The organism is Mycobacterium sp. 3-98 (genome assembly GCF_035918355.1).
Lineage (GTDB): Bacteria > Actinomycetota > Actinomycetes > Mycobacteriales > Mycobacteriaceae > Mycobacterium > Mycobacterium intracellulare.
In genome coordinates this window covers 1,039,084-1,065,632 of record NZ_CP142360.1, presented here as the reverse complement: position 1 = coordinate 1,065,632, position 26,549 = coordinate 1,039,084, and the positions used below count along the sequence as shown (strand labels likewise).

27 protein-coding genes, 1 pseudogene and 1 riboswitch are annotated in these 26,549 nt (G+C 70.0%); of the genes and pseudogenes, 17 read left to right on the top strand and 11 right to left on the bottom strand.

Annotated features, from left to right (window positions below):
- The first annotated feature begins 37 nt into the window (after positions 1-37).
- The 3 genes from QGN30_RS05190 to QGN30_RS05180 are packed head-to-tail and all read left to right on the top strand — an operon-like array spanning position 38 to position 3,842.
- Positions 38-760, top strand: a complete 723-nt coding sequence (locus QGN30_RS05190) for a phosphatidylserine decarboxylase (protein ID WP_179293530.1) — start codon at positions 38-40, stop codon at positions 758-760.
- The gene (gene pssA, locus QGN30_RS05185) at positions 757-1,617 is read left to right on the top strand and encodes a CDP-diacylglycerol--serine O-phosphatidyltransferase (RefSeq protein ID WP_008261338.1); all 861 of its coding nucleotides are present in this window, start codon (positions 757-759) and stop codon (positions 1,615-1,617) included. The genes QGN30_RS05190 and pssA overlap by 4 nt, the downstream gene beginning before the upstream one ends.
- A 56-nt stretch (positions 1,618-1,673) precedes the next feature.
- Positions 1,674-3,842, top strand: a complete 2,169-nt coding sequence (locus QGN30_RS05180; RefSeq protein ID WP_248923695.1) for an AAA family ATPase — start codon at positions 1,674-1,676, stop codon at positions 3,840-3,842.
- Here QGN30_RS05180 and QGN30_RS05175 read toward each other — a convergent pair.
- Positions 3,816-4,412: a TetR/AcrR family transcriptional regulator gene (locus tag QGN30_RS05175; RefSeq protein WP_009952557.1), complete on the bottom strand. Its 597-nt coding sequence runs from the start codon at positions 4,410-4,412 to the stop codon at positions 3,816-3,818. The two genes, QGN30_RS05180 and QGN30_RS05175, sit on opposite strands and share 27 nt — an antisense overlap.
- A gap of 21 nt (positions 4,413-4,433) precedes the next feature.
- Between QGN30_RS05175 and QGN30_RS05170 the strand changes: the two genes are divergently transcribed.
- Positions 4,434-4,829, top strand: coding sequence for a hypothetical protein (locus QGN30_RS05170; protein WP_009952559.1), 396 nt, complete (start codon positions 4,434-4,436; stop codon positions 4,827-4,829).
- Positions 4,826-5,389: a hypothetical protein gene (locus tag QGN30_RS05165; protein ID WP_009952560.1), complete on the top strand. Its 564-nt coding sequence runs from the start codon at positions 4,826-4,828 to the stop codon at positions 5,387-5,389. Before QGN30_RS05170 ends, QGN30_RS05165 begins: the two co-directional genes overlap by 4 nt.
- Here the strand turns inward: QGN30_RS05165 and QGN30_RS05160 are convergent.
- Positions 5,331-6,707 carry a tetratricopeptide repeat protein gene (locus QGN30_RS05160; RefSeq protein WP_248923254.1) on the bottom strand — a complete coding sequence of 459 codons (1,377 nt, stop codon included), beginning with the start codon at positions 6,705-6,707 and terminating at the stop codon, positions 5,331-5,333. The genes QGN30_RS05165 and QGN30_RS05160 overlap by 59 nt on opposite strands.
- A 109-nt stretch (positions 6,708-6,816) precedes the next feature.
- On the opposite strand from QGN30_RS05160, the gene QGN30_RS05155 reads away from it, so the two are divergent.
- On the top strand, positions 6,817-7,737 hold the full coding sequence (locus QGN30_RS05155) for an SDR family NAD(P)-dependent oxidoreductase (protein WP_038537781.1): 921 nt from the start codon (positions 6,817-6,819) through the stop codon (positions 7,735-7,737).
- A gap of 5 nt (positions 7,738-7,742) precedes the next feature.
- Here the strand turns inward: QGN30_RS05155 and QGN30_RS05150 are convergent, their stop codons facing one another.
- The 7 genes from QGN30_RS05150 to QGN30_RS05120 form a co-directional block, all read right to left on the bottom strand.
- A complete protein-coding gene (locus QGN30_RS05150) occupies positions 7,743-8,561 on the bottom strand; it encodes an enoyl-CoA hydratase-related protein (protein WP_038537784.1) in 819 nt (272 codons plus the stop codon).
- Positions 8,558-9,580: a TIGR03617 family F420-dependent LLM class oxidoreductase gene (locus QGN30_RS05145; protein WP_009952565.1), complete on the bottom strand. Its 1,023-nt coding sequence runs from the start codon at positions 9,578-9,580 to the stop codon at positions 8,558-8,560. The genes QGN30_RS05150 and QGN30_RS05145 overlap by 4 nt, the downstream gene beginning before the upstream one ends.
- Positions 9,581-9,602: 22 nt before the next feature.
- Positions 9,603-10,241, bottom strand: a complete 639-nt coding sequence (locus QGN30_RS05140) for an LON peptidase substrate-binding domain-containing protein (protein ID WP_009952566.1) — start codon at positions 10,239-10,241, stop codon at positions 9,603-9,605.
- Positions 10,241-11,371, bottom strand: a complete 1,131-nt coding sequence (locus QGN30_RS05135; RefSeq protein ID WP_008261359.1) for a glutamate--cysteine ligase — start codon at positions 11,369-11,371, stop codon at positions 10,241-10,243. The genes QGN30_RS05140 and QGN30_RS05135 overlap by 1 nt, the downstream gene beginning before the upstream one ends.
- Entirely contained in the window at positions 11,361-12,044 is a 684-nt protein-coding gene (gene sodC, locus QGN30_RS05130; RefSeq protein ID WP_009952568.1) for a superoxide dismutase[Cu-Zn], read from the bottom strand. Before sodC ends, QGN30_RS05135 begins: the two co-directional genes overlap by 11 nt.
- 133 nt (positions 12,045-12,177) lie before the next feature.
- The gene (locus QGN30_RS05125) at positions 12,178-12,651 is read right to left on the bottom strand and encodes a LytR C-terminal domain-containing protein (RefSeq protein WP_043955429.1); all 474 of its coding nucleotides are present in this window, start codon (positions 12,649-12,651) and stop codon (positions 12,178-12,180) included.
- 19 nt (positions 12,652-12,670) lie between these two features.
- Positions 12,671-12,979, bottom strand: coding sequence for a DUF3263 domain-containing protein (locus QGN30_RS05120; RefSeq protein WP_008261362.1), 309 nt, complete (start codon positions 12,977-12,979; stop codon positions 12,671-12,673).
- A 202-nt stretch (positions 12,980-13,181) separates the two neighbouring features.
- Between QGN30_RS05120 and QGN30_RS05115 the strand changes: the two genes are divergently transcribed.
- The 5 genes from QGN30_RS05115 (at position 13,182) to QGN30_RS05095 (ending at position 20,538) form a co-directional block, all read left to right on the top strand.
- Complete coding sequence (locus tag QGN30_RS05115; RefSeq protein WP_009952571.1) at positions 13,182-13,775, top strand: peptide deformylase; 594 nt, start codon at positions 13,182-13,184, stop codon at positions 13,773-13,775.
- Positions 13,775-14,668 (top strand): N-acetylglutamate synthase, CG3035 family, encoded by an 894-nt coding sequence (locus tag QGN30_RS05110; RefSeq protein WP_094081084.1) that lies wholly within the window; start codon positions 13,775-13,777, stop codon positions 14,666-14,668. The genes QGN30_RS05115 and QGN30_RS05110 overlap by 1 nt, the downstream gene beginning before the upstream one ends.
- A 1-nt stretch (position 14,669) precedes the next feature.
- Entirely contained in the window at positions 14,670-15,476 is an 807-nt protein-coding gene (locus QGN30_RS05105) for an exodeoxyribonuclease III (RefSeq protein WP_009952573.1), read from the top strand.
- Between the two features lie 127 nt (positions 15,477-15,603).
- Entirely contained in the window at positions 15,604-16,077 is a 474-nt protein-coding gene (locus QGN30_RS05100; protein WP_008261371.1) for a hypothetical protein, read from the top strand.
- A 21-nt stretch (positions 16,078-16,098) separates the two neighbouring features.
- Positions 16,099-20,538 carry a cation-translocating P-type ATPase gene (locus QGN30_RS05095; protein ID WP_094081085.1) on the top strand — a complete coding sequence of 1,480 codons (4,440 nt, stop codon included), beginning with the start codon at positions 16,099-16,101 and terminating at the stop codon, positions 20,536-20,538.
- Here QGN30_RS05095 and QGN30_RS05090 read toward each other — a convergent pair.
- A pseudogene (locus QGN30_RS05090) lies at positions 20,519-20,587 on the bottom strand (Rv1535 domain-containing protein); the annotation flags it as partial. The gene QGN30_RS05095 and the pseudogene QGN30_RS05090 overlap by 20 nt on opposite strands.
- A 72-nt stretch (positions 20,588-20,659) precedes the next feature.
- Between QGN30_RS05090 and QGN30_RS05085 the strand changes: the two are divergent.
- Positions 20,660-20,935 (top strand): hypothetical protein, encoded by a 276-nt coding sequence (locus tag QGN30_RS05085; protein ID WP_008261377.1) that lies wholly within the window; start codon positions 20,660-20,662, stop codon positions 20,933-20,935.
- A 54-nt stretch (positions 20,936-20,989) separates the two neighbouring features.
- Here the strand turns inward: QGN30_RS05085 and QGN30_RS05080 are convergent, their stop codons facing one another.
- Complete coding sequence (locus tag QGN30_RS05080) at positions 20,990-21,673, bottom strand: PAS and ANTAR domain-containing protein (RefSeq protein ID WP_009952577.1); 684 nt, start codon at positions 21,671-21,673, stop codon at positions 20,990-20,992.
- 104 nt (positions 21,674-21,777) lie between these two features.
- Positions 21,778-21,888: riboswitch (TPP riboswitch) on the top strand.
- Between QGN30_RS05080 and thiC the strand changes: the two genes are divergently transcribed.
- From thiC to QGN30_RS05055, 5 genes are all read left to right on the top strand, one after another.
- Positions 21,880-23,520: a phosphomethylpyrimidine synthase ThiC gene (gene thiC, locus QGN30_RS05075; RefSeq protein ID WP_008261381.1), complete on the top strand. Its 1,641-nt coding sequence runs from the start codon at positions 21,880-21,882 to the stop codon at positions 23,518-23,520. Its footprint overlaps the riboswitch before it by 9 nt.
- Positions 23,521-23,698: 178 nt before the next feature.
- The gene (gene thiD / locus QGN30_RS05070) at positions 23,699-24,526 is read left to right on the top strand and encodes a bifunctional hydroxymethylpyrimidine kinase/phosphomethylpyrimidine kinase (protein ID WP_095562944.1); all 828 of its coding nucleotides are present in this window, start codon (positions 23,699-23,701) and stop codon (positions 24,524-24,526) included.
- Entirely contained in the window at positions 24,526-25,161 is a 636-nt protein-coding gene (locus QGN30_RS05065) for an alpha/beta hydrolase family protein (RefSeq protein ID WP_095562945.1), read from the top strand. The genes thiD and QGN30_RS05065 overlap by 1 nt, the downstream gene beginning before the upstream one ends.
- Positions 25,162-25,207: 46 nt before the next feature.
- Complete coding sequence (locus QGN30_RS05060) at positions 25,208-25,642, top strand: MarR family winged helix-turn-helix transcriptional regulator (RefSeq protein WP_136245093.1); 435 nt, start codon at positions 25,208-25,210, stop codon at positions 25,640-25,642.
- A gap of 18 nt (positions 25,643-25,660) precedes the next feature.
- Positions 25,661-26,536 (top strand): LLM class F420-dependent oxidoreductase, encoded by an 876-nt coding sequence (locus QGN30_RS05055; protein ID WP_014943013.1) that lies wholly within the window; start codon positions 25,661-25,663, stop codon positions 26,534-26,536.
- The last annotated feature ends 13 nt before the right edge of the window (positions 26,537-26,549 follow it).

The window sequence follows — 26,549 nt, the reverse complement described above, 5'->3', positions numbered from 1 at the left end:
GTCCACGAATCAACCGCGGGCTCCGTAAGATGGCCGCGTGGCACGACGCCCCCGCACTATCGGCCCCACCGCTTCGGACCCGGGCTTCAGCCCCCAACACGCGCTGGAGCTGGTGCGCTCCGCCGTCCCGCCGGTGCACCCGGCCGGGCGGCCGTTCATCGGCGCCGGGCTGGCGCTGGCCCTGGCCGGCCGCCGTCACCGCTGGGTGCGACGGGCGGGCCTGCTGGCGGCGGGGGCCTGCGCGGGGTTCTTCCGGCATCCCCCACGCGTGCCGCCCACCCGGCCCGGGGCCGTCGTCGCCCCCGCCGACGGCGAGATCTGCGTGATCGACTTCGCCACCCCGCCCGCCGAATTGAGCATGGGCGACGCGGCGCTGCCGCGGGTCAGCATCTTCCTGTCGCTGCTGGACGCCCATGTGCAGCGCGCGCCGGTCAGCGGCGAGGTGATCGCCGTGCAGCACCGGCCCGGCCGCTTCGGGTCGGCCGACCTGGCCGCCGCCAGCACCGAGAACGAACGGACCAGCCTGGTCATCCGCACCCCGGGCGGTGCCGACGTTGTCGCGGTTCAGGTCGCGGGGCTGCTGGCGCGGCGGATCATCTGCGACGCGCACGTCGGGGACAAGCTGTCGATCGGCGACACCTATGGGCTGATCCGGTTCGGCTCCCGGCTCGATACCTACCTGCCGGCCGGCTGCGAACCGCTGGTGAAAGTCGGCCAGCGCGCGATCGCCGGCGAGACCGTGCTGGCCGAGCTGCCATGATCAGCAAGCCGCGCGGCCGGGCGGTCAACCTGCAGATCCTGCCCAGCGCGATGACGGTGCTCTCGGTGTGCGCGGGCTTGACCTCGATCCGGTTCGCCCTCGAACACCAGCCCAAGGCCGCGATGGCGTTGATCGCGGCGGCGGCCATCCTCGACGGTCTGGACGGGCGGGTGGCGCGCATCCTGGACGCCCAGTCGCGGATGGGCGAGGAGATCGACTCGCTGGCCGACGCGGTGAACTTCGGCGTGACCCCGGCGATCGTGCTCTACGTGACGCTGCTGACCAACTCGCCGGCGGGCTGGGTCGTGATCCTGCTCTACGCCGTCTGCGTCGTGTTGCGGCTGGCGCGGTTCAACGCGTTGCAGGACGACGGCAGCCAGCCCGCCTACACGCACGAATTCTTCGTCGGCATGCCCGCGCCGGCCGGGGCGATCTCGATGATCGGCCTGATCGGGCTCAAGCTGCAGTTCGGTGACGGCTGGTGGACCTCGCCGCTGTTCCTGTGCATCTGGATCACCGGGACCTCGATCCTGATGGTCAGCAAGATCCCGATGCGCAAGATGCACGCGGTCGCGGTGCCGCCGAGTTGGGCCGCCCCGCTGCTGGCGATCCTCGCGATCTGCGCGGCCGCGGCGGTGCTGGCGCCCTACGTTTTGATCTGGGTGATCATCATCGCCTACCTGTGCCACGTGCCGTTCGCCATCCGCAACCAGCGCTGGCTGGCCGCCCACCCCGAGGCGTGGGACGACGAACCCAAGCAGCGTCGCGCCACCCGCCGCGCGATCCGCCGGGCGCAGCCCAACCGTCGATCGGTCGCGCGGCTGGGCCTGCGAAAGCCGGGCAGGCGCGTGCCGTGACGGCCGGCGGCTCCGGCGACGATGCGGGCCGCTCCGGGCCGCTGAGGAGCGGAGCCATCAATCCCGCGTCCCGTCAGCTCACCTTGACGGCTCGGCTGAACACCTCGGCCGTCGACTCCCGCCGCGGCGTCATCAGATTGCATCCGAGCGCCGTTGCCGCCCTGGGGATTCGGGAGTGGGACGCGGTGTCGCTGATCGGGTCGCGGACCACGGCCGCGGTCGCGGCCCTGGCCGGCCCGGGCACGCCGTTCGGCACCGTGTTGCTCGACGACGTGACGCTGTCCAACGCGGGGCTGCGGGAGGGGTCCGCGGTGGTCGTCGGCGCGGTCACGGTCTACGGCGCGCGGTCGGTGACGCTGTCCGGCTCGACGCTGGCCACCCAGTCGATCACGCCGGACACGCTGCGCCAGGCCCTGCTCGGCAAGGTGCTCATGGTGGGCGACGCCGTGTCGCTGCTGCCCCGCGACCTGGGACCCGGCACGTCCACCTCGGCCGCCACCCGGGCGCTGGCCACGGCCGTGGGCATCAGCTGGACCTCGGAGCTGCTGACCGTCACCGGCGTCGACCCCGAGGGCCCGGTCAGCGTGCAGCCCAACTCGCTGGTCACCTGGGGCACCGGCGTGGCGTCCGGCGCCGCGACGCCGTCGCGGGTATCGGTCGAGGTCGCCCGGCCGGAGATGGTCGTCGAGGAGCTCAAGGGCACCCAGCCGCAGGCCGCCAAGCTCGTCGAATGGCTCAAGCTCGCGCTCGACGAACCGCACCTGCTCAAGACCCTGGGCGCCGGCACCAACCTCGGGGTGCTGGTGTCCGGCCCGGCCGGGGTGGGCAAGGTGACGCTGGTCCGCGCGGTCTGCGGCGATCGCCGGCTGGTCACGCTCGACGGCCCCGAGGTCGGCGCGCTGGCCGCCGAAGACCGCCTCAAGGCGGTGGCCTCGGCGGTGCAGACGGTGCGCGACGGCGGTGGCGTGCTGCTGATCACCGACGTCGACGCCCTGCTGCCGGCCGCCGCCGACCCGGTGGCCTCGCTGATTCTGGGCGAGCTGCGCACCGCGGTGGCCAGCGACGGCGTCGCGCTGATCGCCACCTCCGCGCGACCCGACCAGCTCGACGCCCGCCTGCGGGCGCCCGATCTGTGTGACCGCGAGCTGGGCCTGCCGCTGCCCGACGCCGCCACCCGCAAAGCGCTACTGGAGTCGCTCCTCAAGAACGTCCCCGCCGGCGGGCTGGATCTCGACGAGATCGCCTCACGCACACCGGGTTTCGTCGTCGCCGACCTGGCCGCGCTGGTGCGCGAGGCGGCGCTGCGGGCGGCGTCGCGGGCCAGCGCCAACGGCCGGCCCCCCGAGCTGAACCAGGAGGACCTGGTCGGCGCGCTGAGCGTCATCAGGCCGCTGTCCCGTTCGGCCAGCGAGGAAGTCAGCGTCGGCGACATCACCCTCGAGGACGTCGGCGACATGGCCGAGGCCCGCCAGGCGCTGACCGAGGCCGTGTTGTGGCCGCTGCAGCATCCCGACACCTTCGCCCGGCTGGGCGTCGACCCGCCGCGCGGCGTGTTGCTGTACGGCCCTCCCGGCTGCGGCAAGACATTCGTCGTGCGCGCGCTGGCCAGCACCGGGCAGCTGTCCGTGCACGCGGTCAAGGGCTCCGAGCTGATGGACAAGTGGGTGGGCAGTTCGGAAAAGGCGGTGCGCGAACTGTTTCGGCGCGCCCGGGATTCGGCGCCCTCGCTGGTCTTCCTCGACGAGGTCGACGCGCTCGCGCCGCGGCGCGGGCAGAGCTTCGACTCGGGCGTCACCGACCGGGTGGTGGCCGCGCTGCTGACCGAGCTCGACGGCGTCGATCCGCTGCGCGACGTCGTCGTCCTGGGCGCCACCAACCGCCCGGATCTCATCGACCCGGCGCTGCTGCGTCCCGGCCGGCTGGAGCGGCTGGTCTTCGTCGAACCCCCCGATGCCACCGCCCGCCGCGACATCCTGCGCACCGCAGGCAAATCGGTTCCGCTGAGTGCCGACGTCGACCTCGACGAGGTGGCCGCCGGGCTCGACGGCTACAGCGCCGCCGACTGCGTGGCGCTGCTGCGGGAGGCCGCCCTCACGGCCATGCGCCGATCCCTCGATGCCACCGACGTGACGGCCGCCGATCTCGCGGCGGCGCGCGAAACCGTCCGCCCCTCATTGGATCCCGCGCAGGTCGAGTCCCTACGGGCGTTCGCCAAAGCTGTTTAGCACGGCCAGCGCCGAGGCGGCGACGTCCTTTTCGAGCCAGGACGGCATCGGGTCGTCGTGGGCGTGGCGGCGCACCACCGCGTAGGGCAGGTCGGCGACCGCGCGCGCGACGGCGTCGACGGAGCGCGGCCTGGCGTTCCCGTACAGCTGCCGGGCCAACACCGCGATCCGCTCGGTCAGCGGGGCGTTCATCGCGGTGAGCGTCTGCCGGAATGCCGCGTCGGGCTCCTCGTCGAGCAGGTCGCCCGGGCGGATCGTCAATAACAGCCGGGCGTCCTCGGGCAGGGCGCGCGCGAAGCCGACGGCCGCCACCGCCATCGCCACGGCCGTGTCCGCCGGCGTGTCCCCGTCGGCGGCCAGCGCCCGCGCCTGGAAGCGTTCCAGCGCCCGCAGCCACGCCGCCGTCAGGACGCCGTCGCGGTTGCCGAAGCGGTGATACAGCGTGCCCGCCGGCGCTCCACTGGTTTTCGCGATGGCGGCGACGCTGGCCGCGCGCGGTCCGCCGTCGAGCACCAGCGCCCGGGCGGCGTCGAGGATCACATCGGTTTCATGCTTCCGCGGAGGCGCCATGATCTAGTACAGTCCTTCTATATGGAACGATTACCCTATATCGACGAGCATGCCATAACCCTCGACGCGAACCGCGCAGACACGTGGTCGGCGCTGCTGCGGGTGATGTGCCGCGACCCGCATGACGCGACGACGGTGCCGGTCGGCTTCGTCCTGGACGAAGCGCGCGCGCCGGCGCGGTTCGCGCTGAAGGGCCGCCACTGGTTCGCGATCTACCGGTGGGTGTTCGAGCTCGACGAACTCGACGGCGCCGCCCGCACCCGGCTGCGCGCGGCGACCTGGGCCGCGTTCCCGGGCATCCACGGGAAGGCGTATCGGGCGCTCGTCATCGGCACCGGCGCGCACCGCGTCGCCGTAAGGTGGACGCTGAAACGCGTTGCGGCAAGGGTTCATTCACGCAATACGCCGGTCCCGTGACGCCGGGCCTGACGTGGGGGGTCAGGCCCGGGGAGCGAACGACACCGCTGCCCTGCGACGGCGTCCTGCCCTCGGCCGGCGTCCGGGCCGACCGCGCGATCAGCATCGCCGCGCCCCCGTCGATCGTGTTCGGTTGGTTGTGCCAGTTGCGCGTGGCGCCTTACAGCTACGACAGCCTCGATAACCTCGGGCGCCGCAGCCCCCGCCGGCGCGACCCCGAGCTGACGCACCTTGCGGTCGGGCAGCGATTCATGACCATCTTCGTCTTGCGGTCGTATCTCGACGGTCGGCAGATCACGTTGCGGTCCAAGGGTGTGGCCGTCACGTATGCGATCCGCCCCGAAGGGGAGGGCTCGCGGCTGCATGCGCGCGTGTTGTTCGCCGGGCCCCGGCTCCTCGCTCAGGCCCTGGCGCTGGGGGACCTGCTGATGATGCGCAAGCAGTTGCTCACGCTGAAGTCATTGGCCGAGACCGAAGCCGACCACCGTCGGATTCCAGCTCTCACACCAGCGCGCTCCCATCCCAGAACGGGCTCAACCCACCCCAGACGCGGTTGGTGATGTGGTGGTCGAGGGTCCGCGTCGCATCGATGAGTGGGTGATCTTCACCGAGCACACGACCACCGTCATCGATGAGCTTTCGGGTGCGCGCCGCGGCCGGGTCGAATTCGTGGCCGTTCCATAGCCACCAGGCGAGGTAGTACCTCCATTGCAACGTTTCGATGTGATCGTTGCCCAGCGTGCGGGCGCTGCGGGCGAGCGCCCTTTTCACCTCCACCGCGTGTTCCATGAGATCCACGCGCTCGGAGCGTTGTTCGTCGGCGTCTTCGGCGACTTTGGCCACGGCGTCGTCGTCGAGATTGCCCGGGTCCATCCAGTCCCGCCCGGGCATGACATCGAGTTCGCGGTCTTCGGATTCGGCGTCGACGAAGAGATCGAAAGCAATGTTGCGGGTCTCGTTGACGCTGTCCTCCCATTCGGCGCGGGCGGCGCCGAGTCTCTGGGCAGCCTCGACCGTCACGGGATGCTGTTCACCGAGAACGCGCGCGAGATCCTCGCCCAGGACCTCCCATTCGGAAACTCGCTCGACCTCGTCGGCAGTCTCCGGTGTCCAGACAGCGCGGTTGTAGCGCGCGATCAGTGTGTGCTCGTGGTCGTGGCCGAGCGTGTTCTGCAGGGCCACGATCAGCTCGTCGAACTCGTTGAGGGTGTGATCGTTGATACCCTCGGCCTCCCCCAGCCACGTCAGCCGCGACAGTTGCGCGGCCAGCGTGTGGGGATGATGTTCGCCGAGCAGACGCCGGCGGTAGCCGACGACGATCAACGCGTCGGTGCTCGCGCCGAAGGGGTCCCCGAGGTCGTGGCGCGCTTGTGCCACCCCGAAGGCGGCCGCCAAGGTCAATTCGTTACGGGGGCCGAATACCCGAGTCTCGGCGCCGCACAACTGCACCCAGCGCAGCAGGCGGGCGGCGGGATCACCGCCGGCATCCTCGGCGGTGGCCAAAGTGTGGGTGACCCACAACGTGTCCGCTTGCTCGGCGCCGAGTACCCGGGTCATCACCGGGACGAGCTCGCGCAGCTCATCGACGCTGTCCTCGTCGCCGCGGTGGTAGCGCCAAATCGCGACCAGCCCCGCCACGCCAAGCGTGGAGGGATGTTCGTCTCCGAGTGTTTCGCGCCTGACGGCCAGCACCTGGCCGGCATCGTGGACGGCACCGAGGCTGTCGCCGGCGGTCCAGCGCGCGGACGCCAGCGCGAGTAGCGCGGTCAAGGTTGACTCGTGATGGGGCCCGAATGTGGCAAAAGCCGAGCGCCATTCCGTGTCGGCGCGCGCAACCGGATCGGCCGCGTCGGCGGGTTGATCTGGGCCGTCAGACATGTGCACTCCTTTTCGTCATGCCAGTCTCCGGCTCCCGTGCCCGCGCCGCCAGTCACCGGCGGTAAGGACTTCGCAGCCGCGAACCAGCCGCGGCGATAGGTTGGTCCGCATGACCGAGCATCCAACGGCCCTGCAGATCGTCGAGGGAATCGATTTGTCCGGCAAGACATGTGTGATCACCGGCGCGTCGTCGGGACTGGGCCGCGAGTCGGCCCGGGCGCTGGCCGCCGGGGGCGCGCACGTCATCCTGGCCGCCCGCAACCCCGATGCGCTGGCGGAGACGGCCCGGTGGATCGCGTCCGAGGTTCCGGCTGCCCGGACGTCGACGGTATCGCTCGACCTCACCGACCTGTCCAGCGTGCGCGCGGCGGCGAGCGCGGTCGCCGGCATCACGCCGGTCGTCGACGTGTTGATGAACAACGCCGGCGTGATGTTCACACCCTTTGGCCGGACCCGGGACGGCTTCGAATTGCAAATCGGGACAAACCATTTCGGGCATTTCGAGCTCACCCGGCTGCTGATCCCCCAGCTCACCGCCGCAGGCGCCGCCCGGGTGGTGATCCTGTCGTCCGGTGGCCACGTGATGGGTGACGTCGACGTCGACGACCCCAACTGGGAGCGTCGCGAATACGACAAGTTCGCCGCCTACGGCGCCTCCAAGACGGCGAACGTCCTGCACGCGATCGAAGCCGACCTGCGCCTGCGCGACGCGGGAATCCGCGCGTACGCCGTGCATCCGGGCACCGTGGCGACCGCGCTCGCGCGGTACATGTCGCGCTCGGACTTCTCCGCGCTGCGCAGCCTCGTCGCCGAAAACAGCCGCGAGCCCTCCGACGGCTTCCTCGATTTCGTCATGCCCGAACACGGTGCGGCGACGCAGGTATGGGCCGCGGTAAGCCCCGACCTCGCCGGCCGCGGCGGCCTCTACCTGCAGGACTGCGGGATCGGTGAGGCAGCGCCGCACGCTCGCGACGAGCGGCGCGCGGCGCAACTGTGGGAGCTCTCCGAAAGGCTTTGCGCCGCATACTGATTCGGTCAAGGATCGGGAAGCGGTGTCCAATCCCGGGAAACCCGCGCGGTGAAATTCGGCGGGCGGCGGTCCAGGAAGGCGGCGACGCCCTCAGCGGCGTCGGCGCCGCCCATCACCCGCTCGTGCAACCGGGTCTCCAGCGCGGCGACCTGCCGCGGTGTGTAGTGATGGATCGCGCTGTCCCACAGGAGGCGTTTACACAGCGCGGCGGACATCGGGGCCACGTTGACCGCGATGTCGCGGGCCACCGTCAGCGCGTGGTCGAGGACCCGCTCGGCGGGCAGGGCCCGGTTGGCGATCCCGAGCGTCACGGCCTCGGCCCCGCCGAACGTCCGGCCGGTGAGCAGGATGTCGGCGGCCACCCCCAGGGTGGTCAACTGGGTCAGCGTCCAGTGCGCCATGCAGTCGGGGATCACGCCCCGCCGTACCTGCACCACACCGTATTTGGCGTCCTCGGCCAGGATCCGGATGTCCGCCTGTAACGCGATCGTGAGGCCGATTCCGATGGCGTGGCCGTTGACCGCGGCGATCACCGGTTTGCGCAATTCGAAGGCCGCCGGGGTGATCGGCGACGCCGAGAACGTGCCGTCGGCGGCGGGCGCATCGAACAGGCTTGCGCCACCGGAGAAGTCGGCGCCGGCGCACAAGGCGCGTCCCGCCCCGGTCACCACGATGGCCCGCACGTCGTCGTCCTCGTCGCACTCCCGGTACGCGCGGCTCAGCAGGGCGCCCATCTCGGCGGTGTAGGCGTTGAGCTGTTCGGGGCGGTTGAGCGTGAGTACCGCGACGCCGGAGTCGATTTCGACCGTCAGGTCATCGCTCATGGCAGGGCCGGCGCCCGGTGCAGGGCGCCGATCAGGTCGGCGATGTCGGCGTCGCGCGGCGTGTAGCCGGGGAAGTAACAGCACACCTCCCCGGCGTGCTCGCCGAACCGGCCGGCGATCTGCCGCGCGCATTCCTCGGGCGTTCCGACGATCCCGATCCGGGCCACCATCTCGTCGCTGACCAGGCGGCGCATCTCGGCGAAGCGCCCCTGCTTGGACAGGGCGTTGAGCTCGGGCTGGACATCGTCCCAGCCCTCGACCTGCAGCACCGGCAGGTAGGCCGGCGTCGAGCCGTAAAACGCGATGAGGGACGCCACCCCGTTGACCGCGGCCGCCAGATCCGCCTCGTCGCGGCCGACGGCAACCATGGCCTGGGCGATGACGGTGAACTCACCGAACGCCCGGCCCGAACGGCGCAGCCCGTCGGCGATCGCGGGCACGGTGCGTTCGGCGAAATGGCGGGCGCTGTTGAACGGCATCACCAACAATCCGTCGGCGACCTCGGCGGCGGTACGGGTCATCACCGGGCCCAGCGCGCCCAGCAGCACCGGCGGCGGCCCGAACGGGTTGGGCCCGGGGTTGAAGTTGGGCGCCATCACGGTGTGCGTGTAGAACTCGCCGCGAAAGTCCAAGCGGCCCTGGTTTTCCCACGCGGCGAAGATCGCCTTGATCGCGGCGATGGCCTCGGCCATGCGGGCCGCGGGCTTGTCCCATTTACTGCCATAACGCTTTTCGATGTGCACCTTGATCTGGGAGCCGAGGCCGAGGCGGAACCGCCCGCCGCTGTAGCACTGTAGGTCGTAGGCCGAGTGCGCCAGGTGCAACGGGCTGCGCGGTGGGGCGATCGCCACGTTCGTCATGAGGTCCAGGCCGGTCGTGCCGGCGGCGAGGAGCAGCGGGAAGAAGACGTCGTGCTGGCCTTCGAACGTGAACAGGCCATCCGCGCCCGTGGCGGCGATGTCGGCGGCGCTGGCCGCCGCACCCGCCGGTGAACCGTCCACCTGCAGGTGAACCTTCATCGTAAGCTCCTGTCGCGCAGTTCTATTCGGAGAGCTGAAACTCGACTACCTCGGCGACCGCGTTCACGGCTTCGCTCAGCGCGGCGAGGCGCTCGGCGGCCGTCGGGGCCGCCAGCACCGTGTAGCGGTCGGCCGTGCCGATCGGGATGCGCGAGGCCAACGCGAACAGGCGCTCCCCCGCCGGGGCCTGGGGGTCGTGACCCAACAGCACCTCGCGGCCGGGCAGGGTGATCCCGCGCGCCTGCGCGATCCGCTCGAACAGGGCCACCGCGCGGTCTTCGACGTCGAGCAACTGGGCCGGCGAGACCTCGGGTCCCGGCTCGTCGGGCCATAACGTGATCCGCGCGCGCGGATAGGGATCGTCGGGCAGCCATTCGCGCACCCGGATCCGTTCCCCGGTCCGGCAGCGCAGCGCGTACCGGCCGGCGCCCTGGTCGACGCATTCGGTGATCCGCGACAGCACGCCGACGTCGCAACGCTCCTCACCGCCGCCCACCTCGCGCCCCCGCGAGATCAGCACCACCCCGAATGGGTCGCCCGTGTCCACGCAGTGCCGCACCAGCGCCCCGTAACGGGGCTCGAAGATCCGCAGCGGCAGGTCCTGGTCGGGCAGCAGCGCCGACTCGAGCGGAAACATCGCCAGCTCAAGGGATTCCATCATCAGATTTCCAGCTCGGACACCAGGGCGTCGACGACCGCGCGCAGGTCGCCGTCATGTTCCTCGGCCACCCGGCGCTGGCGCTGGTAGGACGCGCCCTGCCGGGGTATCTCGGCCACCGCGGCGAGCTCGTCGACGCAGTTCAACTTCTTCGCGACCGGCTCCAGCCGGTTCAGCACGTCGTCGAGATCCTCGGTGACCAATCGCTCGTTGCTGTCGGCGTCCAGGATGATCACCGCGTCCAGGCCGTAGCGCGCCGCGCGCCATTTGTTCTCCTGGTTGTGCCACGGCGGCATGCTGGGCAACGACTCGTCGGCTTCGAGCCTGCGGTCCAAATCGACCACCAGGCAATGCGTGAGCGCGACCAGCGCGCCCAGCTCCCGCAGGTTGGACACACCGTCGCAGATCCGCATCTCGAGCGTGCCCAGGTGCGGGGAAGGCCTGATGTCCCAACGGACTTCGTCGACGTGGTCGATGATGCCGGTCTTCTTCTGGTCGTAGACGAACCCCTCGAACTCCGACCAGGTCTGGAACTGAAACGGCAGCCCGGCGGTGGGCAGCTGCTGAAACATCATCGCCCGGTTGCTGGCGTACCCGGTGTCCACGCCGGTCCACCACGGTGAGGACGCCGACAGCGCCAACAGGTGCGGGTAGTAGTTCAGCAGCGACGTCATGATCGGCATCACTTTGTTCGGCGACGAGATCCCGACGTGCACGTGCACACCCCAGATCAGCATCTGCCGTCCCCACCACTGGGTGCGCTTGATCAGCTCGGCGTAGCGCGCGCCGGCGGTGAGCTTCTGGGTGGTCCACTGCGCGAACGGATGTGCGCCGGCGCAGAAGAGCTCCATGCCCCGATCCCGCACGATGCGCCGCGCCGGGCCCAGGGTCTGCCGCAGGTCCTCCATCGCTTCGCCCGCGGTTTGGCAGATGCCGGTGACGACCTCGACGGTGTTGCGCAGCAATTCCTTGTGCACACGCGGGTTTTCGCCGATCTCGGCGATCACCGCGGTGGCTTCGTTGCTCAGGTCGCGGGTCTGCGCGTCGACGAGCGCGAACTCCCACTCCACCCCGATGGTCGGCCGTGACGAACGGGCGAAATCGATGCGCGCGTCACGCCTTTTAGCCGGCACCGATGACACCGCATGCCACCCGCTTGCCGGCGTCACCGGTGCTCTTCGTCGTCTCGTCGGGGCCCGGCGTGCCGTTGGTCTGGTTGTAGCGCTCGGCGGGGATGTTGGCGAAGTTGTCCGCGTCGGCGTGAATGATGATCGCGGTCTTCTGCCCGGTGAGCAGGTCCTCCATGGCGAACGCGTCGGTGGTGGTCACCAACGTCCCGGAACCGTCCTTGCGCACCTGCAGGGAGGTCAGGTCCCCGCTGGCGGGTTCGGTGGCGTGTCCGGGCACCTGGAAGTGCCCACCGGCGGACAGGAAGTCGCCGGGCGCACCGCCGTTCGGGGCGACCGAGTTGGGCTCGCACTTGCCCACCTTGTGGATGTGGACGCCGTGAAAGCCGGGCGCGAGTACGCCGTTGGCGGTCGTCTCGATGGTGACCGTCGCGTAGCCGTTGTTGAATTCGAACTTGGCGATCGCGACCTGGGTGCCGTCCGGTGCCTTCAGGTGCGTGGTGACGGTGGGCACCTCCGCCGGCCCCGCCTCCGCGGCCTTGGCGCCCGATGGCGACGGCGATCCCGTCCAGATCGCGGGCGTGGTGCCCGGGACGGACGACGCGTACTGCGGCGTCGAGCAGGCGCCCAGCAGCGCGGCGCAACCGGCCAGAACCAGGGAGGGGGGCAGCTTAGCCATAGCCAGCAGCCTAGCCCGGTGACGATGCGAGCCGGAACGGCTCGCTGAGGAGGCGGGCAATCGAACCGTGCCCGGTGACGATGCGAGCCGGAACGGCTCGCTGAGGAGGCGGGCAATCAAACCCGGCGCTTATCTAGCCGGCGACGAGGACGATGACACCTGGCGGCTCCCCGCTCAGGGCGGGAATGCGCGGTTCGACGGGGGCGCCCAGCTTCTTGCCGATCGCGTCGGCGGTGGCGTGTTCGTCGTCGGCGTCGGTGTAGTAGACCGTGGTGGACGAGACGTCGGGCACGGTCATGTTGTCGACCTTAATGACCTTGAAGCCGGCGGACGTCAGCTGGTCTCCGGTGCGCGCGGCGACGCCCTCTTTGGTGGAGATGTTGTACACCTGCACCTCGGCCTGGGTGGCGGCCGGCTTGTTGCTCGTCGACGTGGCCGACGCGGTGGCGGTCGCGCTCGGTACCGGCGACGCCGAATCGTCGTCAGAGCTCCCGGAGGTGCCCAGCGCCTGCCAGCCGAGCAGCAGGAAGATGACGCCGAGGAACAACAGCACCATCACCATGGCCCGCAGGGGCAGCCCAGTGGAGTCGGGAACTCGTTCTTTCATCGAGCCCTACTGTAACGAGTCAGGTCACCTCGAAGCCGAGACGCCGCGCCGCCCGTGCCTTCTGCCTGCTGGCGCGCAGCCGGCGCAACCGTTTCACCAGCATCGGATCGGCCGCCAGCGCCTCAGGCCGGTCAACGAGCGCGTTGAGCACCTGGTAGTACCGCGTCGCCGACATCGAGAACAACTCCTTGATGGCGTCTTCCTTCACACCGGCGAACTTCCACCACTGGCGTTCGAAGGCCAGGATGTCGTGTTCGCGGCGGGTAAGGCCATCGGCGACCTCAGAATCGTCCCCCGATCGATTTGCCCGCGCCATGGCGCTGTCCATATTGCTTCCCCTGGACCCTTTCGGCGAATTCCGAACTGCTCGAATGACTTGACTTAGCTAAGGGCGTGTTTCGGCGAATATTGAAACACGCCCCAAACCCTCAAGCCGTCATCCAGACCCGCGAGTCGGCCGATTGGCCTAATTGCCCACCCCGAAGATCGGCGGCTGAGCAGCCCACGGGCGTGCGGTAGCTTAGCCGACCATGGCAGTCGTTCCGATCCGCATTGTGGGAGATCCCGTCCTGCATACCCCGACGAAGCCGGTGCCCGTCGCTGCCGACGGTTCGCTGCCCGCGGAGCTGCCGGCGTTGATCGCCGACCTGTACGACACCATGGACGCCGCGCACGGGGTCGGGCTGGCGGCCAACCAGATCGGGGTCGGCTTGCGGGTCTTCGTCTACGACTGCGCCGACGAACGCGGGCGCACCGAGCGCCGGCGCGGCGTCGTGGTCAATCCGGTGCTGGAGACCTCCGAAGTACCCGAGACCATGCCCGACCCGGACAACGACGACGAGGGCTGCCTGTCCGTCCCCGGCGAGTCGTTCCCCACCGGCCGGGCGAAGTGGGCCCGGGTCACCGGGCTGGACGCCGACGGCAACCCGGTCGCCCTCGAGGGCAACGACCTGTTCGCCCGCATGCTGCAGCACGAGACCGGACACCTCGACGGCTTCCTGTACCTGGATCGCCTCGTCGGCCGGCATGCCCGCAGCGCGAAACGCGCCGTCAAATCCCACAACTGGGGCGTCCCCGGCCTCTCCTGGATGCCCGGCGAGGGACCGGACCCGTTCGGTCACTGATGATCTCGTGGCCGGCCCTGGGAACGCGGGTGATGATTCGTTACCGGCTCGCCGAAGGATCGGTACCGCCGTTGACCGACGCGGTGGGACACCTGCTGGCGGTCGACCCGGTGGTGCGGCTGCAGACCAAAACGGGCGCGGTCGTCGAATGTTCGCCCGCCGATGTGTCGATGCTGCGGGTGCTGACCTTCGCCCCGGTGCGCACCTCCGACATCCGCGCGCTCGAGCACGCGGCGGCCATGGCCTGGCCCGGCGTCGAACACGCCTGGCTTGAGGGCTGGCTGCTGCGGGCCGGCTCCCCAACCGGGAAGGGCACCGAGCTGCCCGCGAATTCAGCGGTGCCGCTGGATCTTTCGGCTCGCCTGGGTACCGTACCGGCGATCGTGGACTGGTACGAGCGCCGCGGCCTGACACCGCGGCTGGCGATACCCGATCGGTTGTTGTCGGTGCCGACCGGTTCGACGGGTGAACAGCCCGAAAGCGTGCTGGTGCGCGACGTGTCGGAAATGGCCGCGCGCGAACCCGACCCGTCCGCCGGCTGCTCGGCGCGCCCCGACGATGCCTGGCTGTCGATTTTCGGGCCCGAGGTCGACGTCGACGTGCTCACCGCGGTGGGCAACGGCGAGCTCATGTTCGGGACACTGGGCGGCGCGGCGGTCGCGCGTGCCGCGGTGACCGACGCCCCCGACGGCGCGCGCTGGATCGGGCTGTCGGCGATCCGCGGCGACGACCGGGCCGCGACGGCCTTGTGCGAAGCGTTGTTGGCGTGGGGCGCCGGTCGCGGCGCCACGCGCGGCTACGTCGCCGTCCCCGACGCCGAGGCCCACACCGGGTGGCTGGGCTTCCGCCTGCACCACCACCGCCGCTACTTCCCGGTCCGGCAGGGCGCCTGAAATGCGGATCGCCACCTGGAACGTCAATTCCATCCGCTCCCGGCTGCCGCGCGTCCTCGACTGGCTGGCCCGCACGGACGTCGACGTGCTGGCCATGCAGGAGACCAAGTGTTCCGACAGCCAATTCCCGACCCTGCCGTTCTTCGAACTCGGCTACGAGGTCGCCCATGTCGGTTTCAACCAGTGGAACGGCGTGGCGATCGCGTCCCGCGTCGGCCTCGACGACGTGCAGATCGGATTCGACGGCCAGCCGACCTGGAGCGGCAAGCCGGAGGTCGCCGCCGTCGCGGAGGCCCGCGCGCTGGCCGCCACCTGCGGCGGCGTGCGGTTGTGGAGCCTCTACGTTCCCAACGGCCGCGCGCTGGGCGACCCGCACTACGCGTACAAGCTCGATTGGCTTGCCGCGCTGCGTGATTCGGCGGAAGGATGGTTGCGCGACGACCCTGGCGCCGCGATCGCGCTGGCCGGCGACTGGAATATCGCTCCACAGGACGACGACGTGTGGAGCATGGAGTTCTTTGCCGGCGCCACGCACGTCTCCGCACCGGAGCGCCGCGCGTTCAACGCGATCGTCGAGGCGCAATTCACCGACCTGGTACGGCCTTTCGCGCCGGGGCCCGGCGTCTACACGTACTGGGACTACACCCGGCTGCGGTTCCCGAAGCGGCAGGGCATGCGCATCGACTTCATCCTGGGCTCACCGGCATTGGCGAGTCGCGTGACCGACGCGCGGATCGACCGCGAGGAACGCAAAGGCAAGGCCGCCAGCGATCACGCGCCCGTGCTCGTCGATCTGCGCGTCGACTGACGCCGCGACCCGGCGTAGGCTAACTGGCAGCGCAATTCCGTAGATCCCCTCAACTGTGCGATCCACGGTATACATGAAAACAGCGAACGCGAATTGCATGAATACGAAATTGGGCCAGGGAGTCAACATGGGTGTCGTCGACGGAGCGGTTCGCAGCGTGGGGCGAACACTGAATCGTGCGGCATCGGTCACCACCTCCACTGCCGGCGCGGTCGGCGGAGCGGCGGTGAACGGTGTCGTCGGCGGCATCAAGGGCGCCGCGGACGGCATTCAGCAGGGCATCAGCAAGGGCAGCAAATCGACGACGGCCGCCGCGGTGGGCCTGGGAGCGCTCGGCGCCATCGGCCTGATCGAGTGGCCGGTGCTGCTCGCGGTCGGCGGCGGGGCGCTGGTGTTGCAGCGGATCGCCCGCCAGCAGAAGGAGTCGGCCCCGCCGTCCAGGGCAAAGCTGACGACGGTGCCGACCAAGCCCGAACCCGAGCCCCAGACGCGCAAATCGCCGCCGCAAAAGGCCCCCACCAAGCGGGCGGCCGCCAGTAAACCGGCCAAGAAGGCCACCGGCCGCCGCGCCGGCAGCGCCGCGCTGCGCAGCACCAACTGACACGGAATCCTTACTGAACCCTTGAGTATCACAACGTCTCTGCGACGGTCGCTGCCGTCGCGACTGATTTCTGCGGGCCTGCAGGCGACAACCGAGCTGGCGCGAGCCGGGATCGAAACCGGTATTGACGTCGCGACGATCCCCCTGCGCGAGGGGGCCAAGGCGCTGTCCGGCGAACTCTCCCGCGCCACGTTGCGCCGGCATTGCTGGCGTGGCAACGGCCGCGCGTGGATCGAGGTGCGCGGGCTGGCGGACGGGGCCGACGGCCCACTCGGTCCGACCGTGCTCGAGGCGATCCTGGCCCATCCCGGCGTGGCGTCAGCAAAGCTGAATCGTCCCCTGTCCCGGGTGGTGGTGGACCTCGACGACCCGGACACCTCGCTGAGCGACCTCTGCCGCGTCGTCGAGGAAGCCGAAAACCGTTGCCCGCCAACGCAAGATGCCGGCCAACCGGTGTCGGCGAGCCTGCCGGGCGACGGCCTGGTGCTGGCAACCAGGGCGGTCACCGTGGCCGCCAATGCGGCCGGGCTGGGCGTGGCGCTCTTCGGCCGGGCCACGCGGCTACCCCGGCTGCCGGTCACCATCGCCGCGGGCATCACGTTCTTCGACTACCAGCCCTGGCTGCGCCGTCGGCTCGAAGACCGCATCGGCGGCCCCGCCACCGACACCGTGATGACGCTGGTGCAGGCGACCAGCCAGACGCTCTCGCAGTCGCCGACGTCGCTGTCGCTGGGGCTGACGATGCAGTCGCTGAAGGTCGCCGAGTGCCGTGCCGAGGCACGAGCCTGGGAGCAGCATGAGCCCGAGCTGGCGCGCCACGCCGACCAACCGCTGGCCCACCGCTCGCCGCGGCCGCAGCCGTCGAGGGGCATGGAGCGCGCGCCCGGTCGCTTCGCCCTCCTTCAGGCGCTCAGCGCCGGCGCGATCGGCGCCGGCACCCGCAACCTGAACATGGCCGCCACCGCGGTGCAGGTGACCACCCCCAAGGCCAACCGGACCACCCCCGAGGCGTTCGCCGCGACGCTGGGCCGCGGCCTGGCCGAGCGACATTCGGTGTTGCCGTTGCGGCCCGAAAGCCTGCGCCGGCTGAACAAGGTCGACACCATCGTCATCGACCCCCGCGTGTTGTGTACCGACACGTTGCGGGTGTCCCGCATCCGCGGCGCGGACGACAGCGAGCTACCCGCGGCGTGGAATCGCGCCCAGCTCATGCTGGAGAACAGCGGCCTGGGCGCCGGCTGGCGCAAGGTGTCCGGCATATCGAGCGGCCGGTCCGGTGCCCAGGTCGAGGCGCTGTTCCTGCCCGCCCACGATCCGCTGGCCTCCGCCGTCGTCGGCGAGGCCAACCGCGCCGGGGCGCAACTGGTGACGGTCGACCACGAGTCGCTCGACGAGTTGCGGCCGGCGTTCGACGAGGTCCGGCCGCTGAAGAGCGGGACCGACAAGTCCATCGACGACGCGCTGGCCGCCGCGGTGGACGACCTGCAGGAGGCCGGCCGCACCGTGGCCGTGCTGTCGTCGACTGCCGCACAAGCCATTTCGTCGGCGCACTTGGCGCTCGGCGTGTTGCCGCAGGACGGCGTGGGTGCCCCGCTGTGGAACGCCGACCTGCTGTTGCCGGACCTTCAGGCCGCCTGGCGGGTGCTGCACGCGCTGCCCGCGGCCGCGGCGGCGACCCAGCGCGGCATCGGGATTTCGGCCGGCGCCACCGCGATGGGGTCGCTGTTCATGATCCCGGGCGTGCGGGGCAACCTCGGAGCCGAAACGGTGAACGTCGGCGCGGCGGCCGGTCTGCTCTCGGGGTACCTGCTCGCCCGCGGGGTCCTGGGCGCGGACACCCCGCGCCCGGCGGCCATGCACGAATGGCACGCGATGTCGGTCGAGCAGGTCCGTAAGGCGTTGCCCGAGCAGGATTCCGCGGCGCCCGTCCCGACGGAGCGAGGCACCCCCGCGGCCCTGCGGCTGGCGGAGACGCCCGCGCAGGCGGTGTGGCAGCTCGCCAAGGCGGTGCGCGCCGAATTGTCCGACCCGCTGACCCCGGTGATGGCGCTCGGCTCGGCCGCCAGCGCCGTGCTCGGTTCGCCCGTCGACGCGATGTTGGTCGGCACCGTGCTCACCGGCAACTCGATCCTGGCCGCCGCGCAGCGGCTGCGCGCCGAGAAGCGGTTGAGTTATCTACTGGCCCAACAGACTCCGCCCGCCCGGAAGGTCATCGTCGGCCCGGACGGCGCGCGCACGTACACGCTCGTCGACGCCGCGCAGCTGCGGCCGGGCGACGTGATCGAGGTGCGCACGCACGAGGTGGTGCCCGCCGACGCCCGCGTCATCGAAGAGGTCGACGTCGAGGTCGACGAATCGGCGCTCACCGGCGAATCGCTGTCGGTCGAGAAGCAGGTCGAGGCGACGCCCGGCGCGCCGCTCGCCGAGCGTCGCTGCATGGTGTTCGCCGGTACCACCGTGGTGGCCGGCACCGCGCTGGCCCTGGTGACCGCGGTCGGGCCCGACACCCAGCAGCGCCGCGCCGCCGACCTCATCTCCGGCGAGCTGTCCTCCGACATCGGTCTGCAGCACCAGCTCGGCCAGCTGACCACCAAGGCGCTCCCGGTGAGCATCACCGGCGGCGCGCTGGTCGGCGCGCTCGGGCTGCTGCGCCGCCTCCCCCTGCAGCACGCGGTCGGCAGCGCCATCGCCATCGCGGTCGCCGCCGTCCCCGAGGGAATGCCGCTGGTGGCCACGCTGGCCCAGGCGTCGTCGGCGCGACGGCTCACGAAGTTCGGTGCGCTGGTGCGGGTTCCGCGCTCGGTCGAGGCGCTCGGCCGCATCGAGGTGGTGTGCTTCGACAAGACCGGAACGCTCAGCGAAAACCGCCTGCGCGTCTCGCAGGTCCATCCCGCGCCCGGGTACTCGCGCGAGGAGGTGCTGCGCTGCGCCGTGCACGCCGCGCCGGTGACCAACGGCGGCACCCAGGTGCACGCCACCGATGTCGCCATCGTCGAGGCCGGTTCGGCCGTTGACGGCTCGGCGTCCGCACCACCGACCGCGCACCTGCCGTTCCGCTCCGGCAGGTCCTTCTCCGCCTCGGTGACCGGCACCGAGCTGACCGTCAAGGGCGCGCCCGAAGTGGTCCTGGCCGCCAGCGGGGACACCGGCGCGATGGAAGGCACGGTCGCCGAACTCGCCGCCGGCGGCCTGCGCGTCATCGCGGTGGCGCGCCGCGAGCTGACCGCCCAACAGGCCCGGGCGATCGCGGAAAACCCCGATGACATCGCCGAGTACTGCACCGGCGGGCTGACGTTGACCGGCTTCCTCGGCCTGTCCGACACCCCGCGCGCCGAGGCCGCGAAATTGCTCGCCGACCTCGGCGGCCTCGGGGTGGGCGTGAAGCTGATCACCGGCGACCATCCGATCACCGCCAAGGCCATCGCCGCCGAGCTGGGGCTCAACGTGACCGCCGATCAGGTCATCAGCGGCGCCGAATGGGAGGCCTTGTCGCGCAAGGACCAGGAGCGCGTCGCGGCGGAGCGGGTGATCTTCGCCCGCATGACACCGGAGAACAAGGTCCAGGTTGTCCAGGCGCTGGAGAACGCGGACGTGCGGACGGCGATGGTCGGCGACGGCGCCAACGACGCCGCCGCCATCCGGTCCGCCACGGTCGGCATCGGCGTGGTCGCCCATGGCAGCGACCCCGCGCACCTGGTGGCCGACGTGGTGCTGGTCGACGGCAGGATCGACGCGCTCATGGAGGCCATCCGGGAAGGACACCAGCTGTGGCAGCGGGTGCAGTCGGCGGTGTCGGTGCTGCTCGGCGGCAACGCCGGCGAGGTGATCTTCGCGATCATCGGCAGCGCGATCACCGGCACGTCGCCCCTGAACACGCGCCAGCTGCTGCTGGTCAACACGATGACCGACGCCCTGCCGGCCGCCGCGCTCGCGGTCAGCAAGCCCAGCGGCCCGATCGACCCGCGGCTGCGCGGCGCGGATCAGGCCGCGCTGTGGCAGGCGGTCACCATCCGCGGCGTCACCACGGCGGCGGCGACGACGGCGGCGTGGGCGATGGCGGGCCTGTCCGGTCCGCTGAGTAGTCCGCAACGCGCCTCGACCGTCGCACTGGTCGCGCTGGTGGGGACCGAACTGGGCCAGACGCTGGTGGAGTCTCAGGCCCCGCTGGTGGTGCTCACCGCGCTGGGTTCACTCGGCCTGGTGGGGGTCCTGATCAGCACGCCGGGCGTCAGCCAGCTGCTCGGCTGTACGCCACTCGGACCGTTCGGCTGGGCCCAGGGCCTGGGCGCCGCCGCGGCGGCGACGGTCGCGACCGGCGTGCTGTCACGTGCGCTGACGGGTCGGGACAAATCAAACCCGGAGCCGCCGCCGGATCCCGCCGAGCCTCCCGCTCCGAGTTCCGAATCTCGACCACCCCGGCGCGCCACAACAGCGCATAGAGTTCCAGTAACGGCACCCTGAGCACCGAAGCAATCGACGAAACTAGCGGATCGCCCCCGGTGCCTGTCATCGTCGACATAGGTCCGACGTTGTACGCGTGACCCAGCGAGGCGGGAAACCCTTCGTTACCGAAAGGCAAATGATGGCGGAAAAGAAGTCGCGGCGCCAGACGTCCCAGCGCGATGCGGTGGAGAAGATCCGCGAGGGCGAAACGTTTGTGGTGAACCTGCCGGCGATCGGCCAGGTGCAGATTCCCCGGCCCGAGCAGCTGGCCTACTTCGGGGGGTTGGCCGCACTGGCGGCGTTCGAACTCATCGACTGGCCGGTGGCCGTCGTGATCGCCGCCGGACACCTGCTGGCGAGCAACCACCACAACAAGCTTCTCGAGGAACTCGGCGAGGCGATGGAGGAGGTCTGACCTCGTAGCGCCACCGACAGCGTCGGGCCTGTCGCCGCAGCCGACGTCGAGATCCTAGTCGGCGGGCTCGGACGAAATCCGTTCGTGCACGGTCAGCAGCAAATGGTCGAACTGGCTTTGCACGGCCGTCGACGGCGCCGGCAGGTTGGCCATTTCGTCGAGCAGCTGCTTGGCCAGCGCACGCAGTTTCACGTTGGTCTCCTGCGAGCGCCACTGCAGCACGCGGAAGGCCTGTTGTGCGCTGACCCGGTAGACGGACATCAGCACACCCTTGGCCTGTTCGATGGCCGCGCGGCTCTCGACCAGATCCGGCAGCGCCTCGTCGAGCACCTCCTGGCGGGTCTCGTCGAGGGTGTCGGTGAGGTCGATGTAATAGCCCTCGGTGCCCAGCACGGCGCCCGACTCGTCCAGCATGCGGTCGGCGACGACGATCGCGTCGTGCACCGTGCCCGCGGTGTCGAGGAATCGGTGCCGGCTCGAGAACGATCCCTCCGACTGCAGCGCGTAGTCCAGCAACTCCTGGACGTGCGCGCGGTCGTCGGGATGCTTGTGCGACAACAGCAGTTGGGTCGTCGGCTCCACGTCGTCGGGTTCGTAGCCGTGCATCCTGGCGACCTCGTCGGACCATTCCCAGCGTTGTCCCCCGAACCAGAAGCGGAAGGTGCCGATGTTCAGGTATTCGGACGGCCCACGGGACCGCGCGCCATCGCCGTTCGTGGACGGGTCGCCAGCTTGCACGTTTGCATCTTTCCACTCGGGGGACGTCCTCGGCTACCGCCCCGGAAGATGGGCCGTCGCCCTGCCATGTGTTCCGGCGTGGGGGTAACGTCGCGTGCGGACCCATCCATCAACGCGGGAGCGCATGCCGAGTGCGCTGAGAGGACGGCTCGGGGCCGTCGACCGTACGAACCTGACCGGGTAATGCCGGCGTAGGGAGATGAAAAATGACCGAGACCCTATCGGGAACCGCTGCACCCTCCGTGACCACCGGCCCGATTGCGGGCAGCCACAAGATCTATCGCGATGTTGCCGGCGGACGGGTTCCGTTCCGCCGGGTCGACCTGTCCAATGGCGATCACTTCGATCTTTACGACACTTCGGGCCCCTACACCGATCCGGACGCGACGATCGACCTGGCGGCCGGGCTGCCGGCGCGGCCGGGTGTGGTTCGCGACCGCGGCACTCAGTTGCAGCGCGCCCGCGCGGGCGAGATCACCGCGGAGATGGCGTTCATCGCCGCGCGCGAGGGCATGCCCGCCGAGTTGGTGCGCGACGAGGTCGCCCGCGGGCGCGCGGTGATCCCCGCCAATCACAACCACCCCGAGATCGAGCCGATGATCATCGGCAAGGCGTTTGCGACCAAGGTCAACGCGAACATCGGCAACTCGGCGGTGACGTCCTCGATCGCCGAGGAGGTCGACAAGATGGTGTGGGCCACCCGGTGGGGTGCGGACACCATCATGGACCTGTCCACCGGCAAGAACATCCACGAAACCCGCGAGTGGATCATGCGCAACTCACCGGTGCCGGTCGGGACCGTGCCGATCTACCAGGCGCTGGAAAAGGTCAAGGGCGACCCGACCGAGCTGACGTGGGAGATCTACCGCGACACCGTGATCGAGCAGTGCGAGCAGGGCGTGGACTACATGACGGTGCACGCCGGTGTGCTGCTGCGCTACGTGCCGCTGACCGCCAAGCGCGTCACCGGCATCGTGTCGCGCGGCGGCTCGATCATGGCCGCCTGGTGCCTGGCGCATCACCGGGAGTCGTTCCTGTACACCAACTTCGAGGAACTCTGCGAGATCTTCGCCCGTTACGACGTCACCTTCTCCCTCGGTGACGGGCTGCGGCCGGGCTCGATCGCCGATGCCAACGACGCCGCGCAGTTCGCCGAGCTGCGCACTCTCGGTGAGCTGACCAAGATCGCGAAATCCCATGGCGTGCAGGTCATGATCGAGGGCCCGGGCCACGTCCCGATGCACAAGATCGTCGAGAACGTGCGGCTGGAAGAGGAGTGGTGCGAGGAGGCCCCGTTCTACACGCTGGGCCCGCTGGCCACCGATATCGCCCCGGCGTATGACCACATCACCTCGGCGATCGGCGCGGCGATCATCGCCCAGGCCGGCACCGCGATGCTGTGCTATGTGACGCCCAAGGAGCACCTGGGGCTGCCGGACCGCAAGGACGTCAAGGACGGGGTGATCGCCTACAAGATCGCCGCGCACGCCGGCGACCTGGCCAAGGGGCATCCGCACGCCCAGGAGCGCGACAACGCATTGAGCCAGGCGCGCTTCGAATTTCGCTGGAACGACCAGTTCGCCCTGTCGCTGGATCCCGACACCGCGCGGGAGTACCACGACGAGACGCTGCCCGCCGAACCCGCCAAGACCGCGCACTTCTGCTCGATGTGCGGGCCGAAGTTCTGCTCGATGCGCATCACCGCAGATGTGCGGGCGTACGCGGCGGAACACGGCCTGGACAGCGAGGAAGCGATCGAGGCGGTCATGTCCGAGGGCATGGCGGAGAAGTCTCGCGAGTTCGCCGAGCACGGCAATCGGGTGTATCTGCCGCTGGCACAGCAGTGACCGCAAGCGCGGCTGCGGTGACCGCAAGCGCGGCTGTGGCGATCGCAAGCGCGACTGTGGCGATCGCAAGCGCGGCGAAGCCGGGCGCAGCGGGTCGCCACCAACTGGCACAGCCGGGCGCAGCGGGTCGCCACCAACTGGCACAGCCGGGCGCAGCGGGTCGCCGCCATCCAGAACAGTGAGTTTCCTGCCGCTGCCCGCGCCGGGCACGACGCCCCTGCGGGTGTTGTCCATCGCCGGGTCGGACTCCGGGGGCGGCGCGGGCATCCAAGCCGATATGCGCACCATGGCGCTGTTGGGTGTGCATGCGTGCGTCGCCGTGACCGCGGTGACCGTGCAGAACACCGTGGGAGTCAAGAGCTTTCACGAGATTCCCGATGACGTCGTCGCCGGCCAGATCGAGGCGGTGGTCGGCGACATCGGCATCCAGGCCGCCAAGACCGGGATGCTCGCGTCGCCACGCATCATCGACACCGTCGCCACCACGTGGCGCCGGCTCGGACTGACCGTCCCGCTCGTCGTCGACCCGGTGGCGGCCTCCATGCACGGCGACGCGCTCATGGCGCCGGCGGCCCTGGATTCGCTTCGGAATCAATTGTTTCCGTTGGCCACGCTGGTGACGCCGAACCTCGACGAGGTAAGGCTGCTGGTGGACATCGACGTCGTGGACCCGGCGTCGCAGCGGGCAGCGGCCAAGGCCCTGCATGCGCTCGGCCCGCGGTGGGTGTTGGTCAAGGGCGGCCACCTGCGCTCGTCGGACCGCAGCTGTGACCTGCTCTATGACGGCACCTCCTACCACGAGTTCGACGCGGAGCGGATCGCGACCGGCAACGACCACGGCGGCGGGGACACCCTGGCCAGCGCGGCGGCTTGCGCGCTCGCGCACGGCTTCACCGTGCCGGAAGCGGTCGGTTTCGGGAAGCGGTGGGTCACCGAATCTCTGCGTGCCTCCTATCCCCTGGGCCACGGCCACGGCCCCGTCTCGCCGCTGTTTAGGCTGTCATGATGGCTCGCCCCCTCGATCAGATCGCGGGCATCGCGCACGAACCGGACGATGCAAGTCGCCCAGAAGGGGTAGTGGTTCTGACCCACGGCGCCGGTGGTAACCGGGATTCTTCACTGCTGCAACAGGTTTGCGACGAATGGGCCCAACGGGGCTGGCTGGCGGTGCGCTATAACCTGCCCTACCGCCGCCGGCGCCCGACCGGCCCGCCATCCGGGTCGGCCGTCACCGATCGCGCCGGCATCGTCGAGGCGATCACGGTGTGCCGCGACCTCGCCCCCGGGCCGCTGATCGCCGGCGGGCATTCCTACGGCGGCCGGCAGACATCCATGGTGGTTGCCGCCGGCGAGGCCCCGGTGGACGTGCTGACGCTGTTCTCCTACCCGCTGCACCCGCCGGGCAAGCCGGAGCGCCTGCGCACCGAGCATCTGCCCGACATCACGGTGCCGACGGTGTTCACCCACGGAACCTCGGATCCCTTCGGCACGCCCGACGAGCTGCGCACCGCGGCCGCGCTGATCGGCGGAACGACCGCCGTCGTCGAGATCGCCAGCGCCCGACACGATCTGCGGTCCAAGACGCTGAACGTCCCGGCCCTGGCCGTAGATGCCGCGCTACAGCTGCTCGGCCGGGAATAGACAGTCTGAACTGGACAGTTTTGGCTGTCTAATTTAGAGTGGTGCCGTGGATGGCATCAGCGACTCCGCGGCAGCGGCGGCACGCGATATCCGGGTGGTGTTCAGCCGGCTGCGGCGCCGGTTGAAGGACATCGCGGTCGACGGTTTGACACCGTCGCAGATGGCGGTGCTCACGAGGCTTTGGAAGGAGGGGCCGTCGTCGGCCAGCGCATTGGCCGGCGCGGAACAGGTGCGTCCCCAGTCGATGGCCACCATCCTGGCCGGATTGGGGCAGCGGGGGCTCATCGAACGCTCCCCGGACCCGAACGATGGTCGGCGACAGGTGGTCTCGCTGACCCCGGCGGGGAGAAAGCGCGCCGAGAGCGACCGTCGGGCCCGGGAGGAATGGCTGGCCCGGACCATCCAGGAGCGCTACACCGAGGCGGAGCGGCGCGTCATCGTCGACGCGCTGTCGCTACTCGAGCGCTTGACCGAACACTGAGAAAGGGGCGTCATCGCAATGGAATTGGGATTGCACTTCATCGACTTTCTACCCGGAGACCCGGCGCGACTGGGCCCGACGCTGGCCGACGCGGCCAAGGCCGCCGAGCAGAGCGGCGCCACGTTGTTCACCCTGGCCGATCACTTCTTCCAAATGGAAGAGCTTGGCCCGGCCCAGGACCCGTTCCTCGAGGGCTACACGTCGCTGGGGTTCTTGGCCGCCCAGACCGCCACGATCGACCTGACCCTGCTGGTCACCGGGGTCACCTACCGCCACCCGGGCGTGTTGGCCAAAACGGTCACCACCCTGGACGTGTTGTCGCAAGGCCGATCGATGCTGGGGCTGGGTGCGGCCTGGTACGAGCGTGAGCACACCGCGCTGGGCATTCCGTATCCGCCGCTGAGCGCGCGCTTCGAAATGCTCGAGGAGACGTTGCAGATCTGCCGGCAGATGTGGAGTGACGACGACGGCCCGTATGAAGGCGCGCACTATCGGCTGGCCGAGACGATCTGTGTGCCGCAACCGATTCGGCGTCCCCCGATCCTGATCGGCGGGGATGGCGAGAAGAAGACGCTGCGCCTGGTCGCGCAGTATGCCGACATCTGGAACAGCATGTCGAATGACGTCGAGGAGCTCGAGCACAAGATCGACGTGCTGCACCGGCACTGCGACGCCGTGGGCAGGAACCCCGCCGACATTCGTAAGACGTCCGGCGGTCTCGCGACGACGGACCCGTTCGAGAACATCGACGAGTACCTGAAGACCGCGGAACGCTACGCCAGGCTCGGTGTGGACATGATCAATGTCGGCCCGCTGCCGGGCAACCCGGACCCGGTCGGGTTCGTCCGCCGCCTGGGTGACGAGGTGATTCCCCGGCTCGCCGAAATAGGCTGATCCGCGGAGTCTT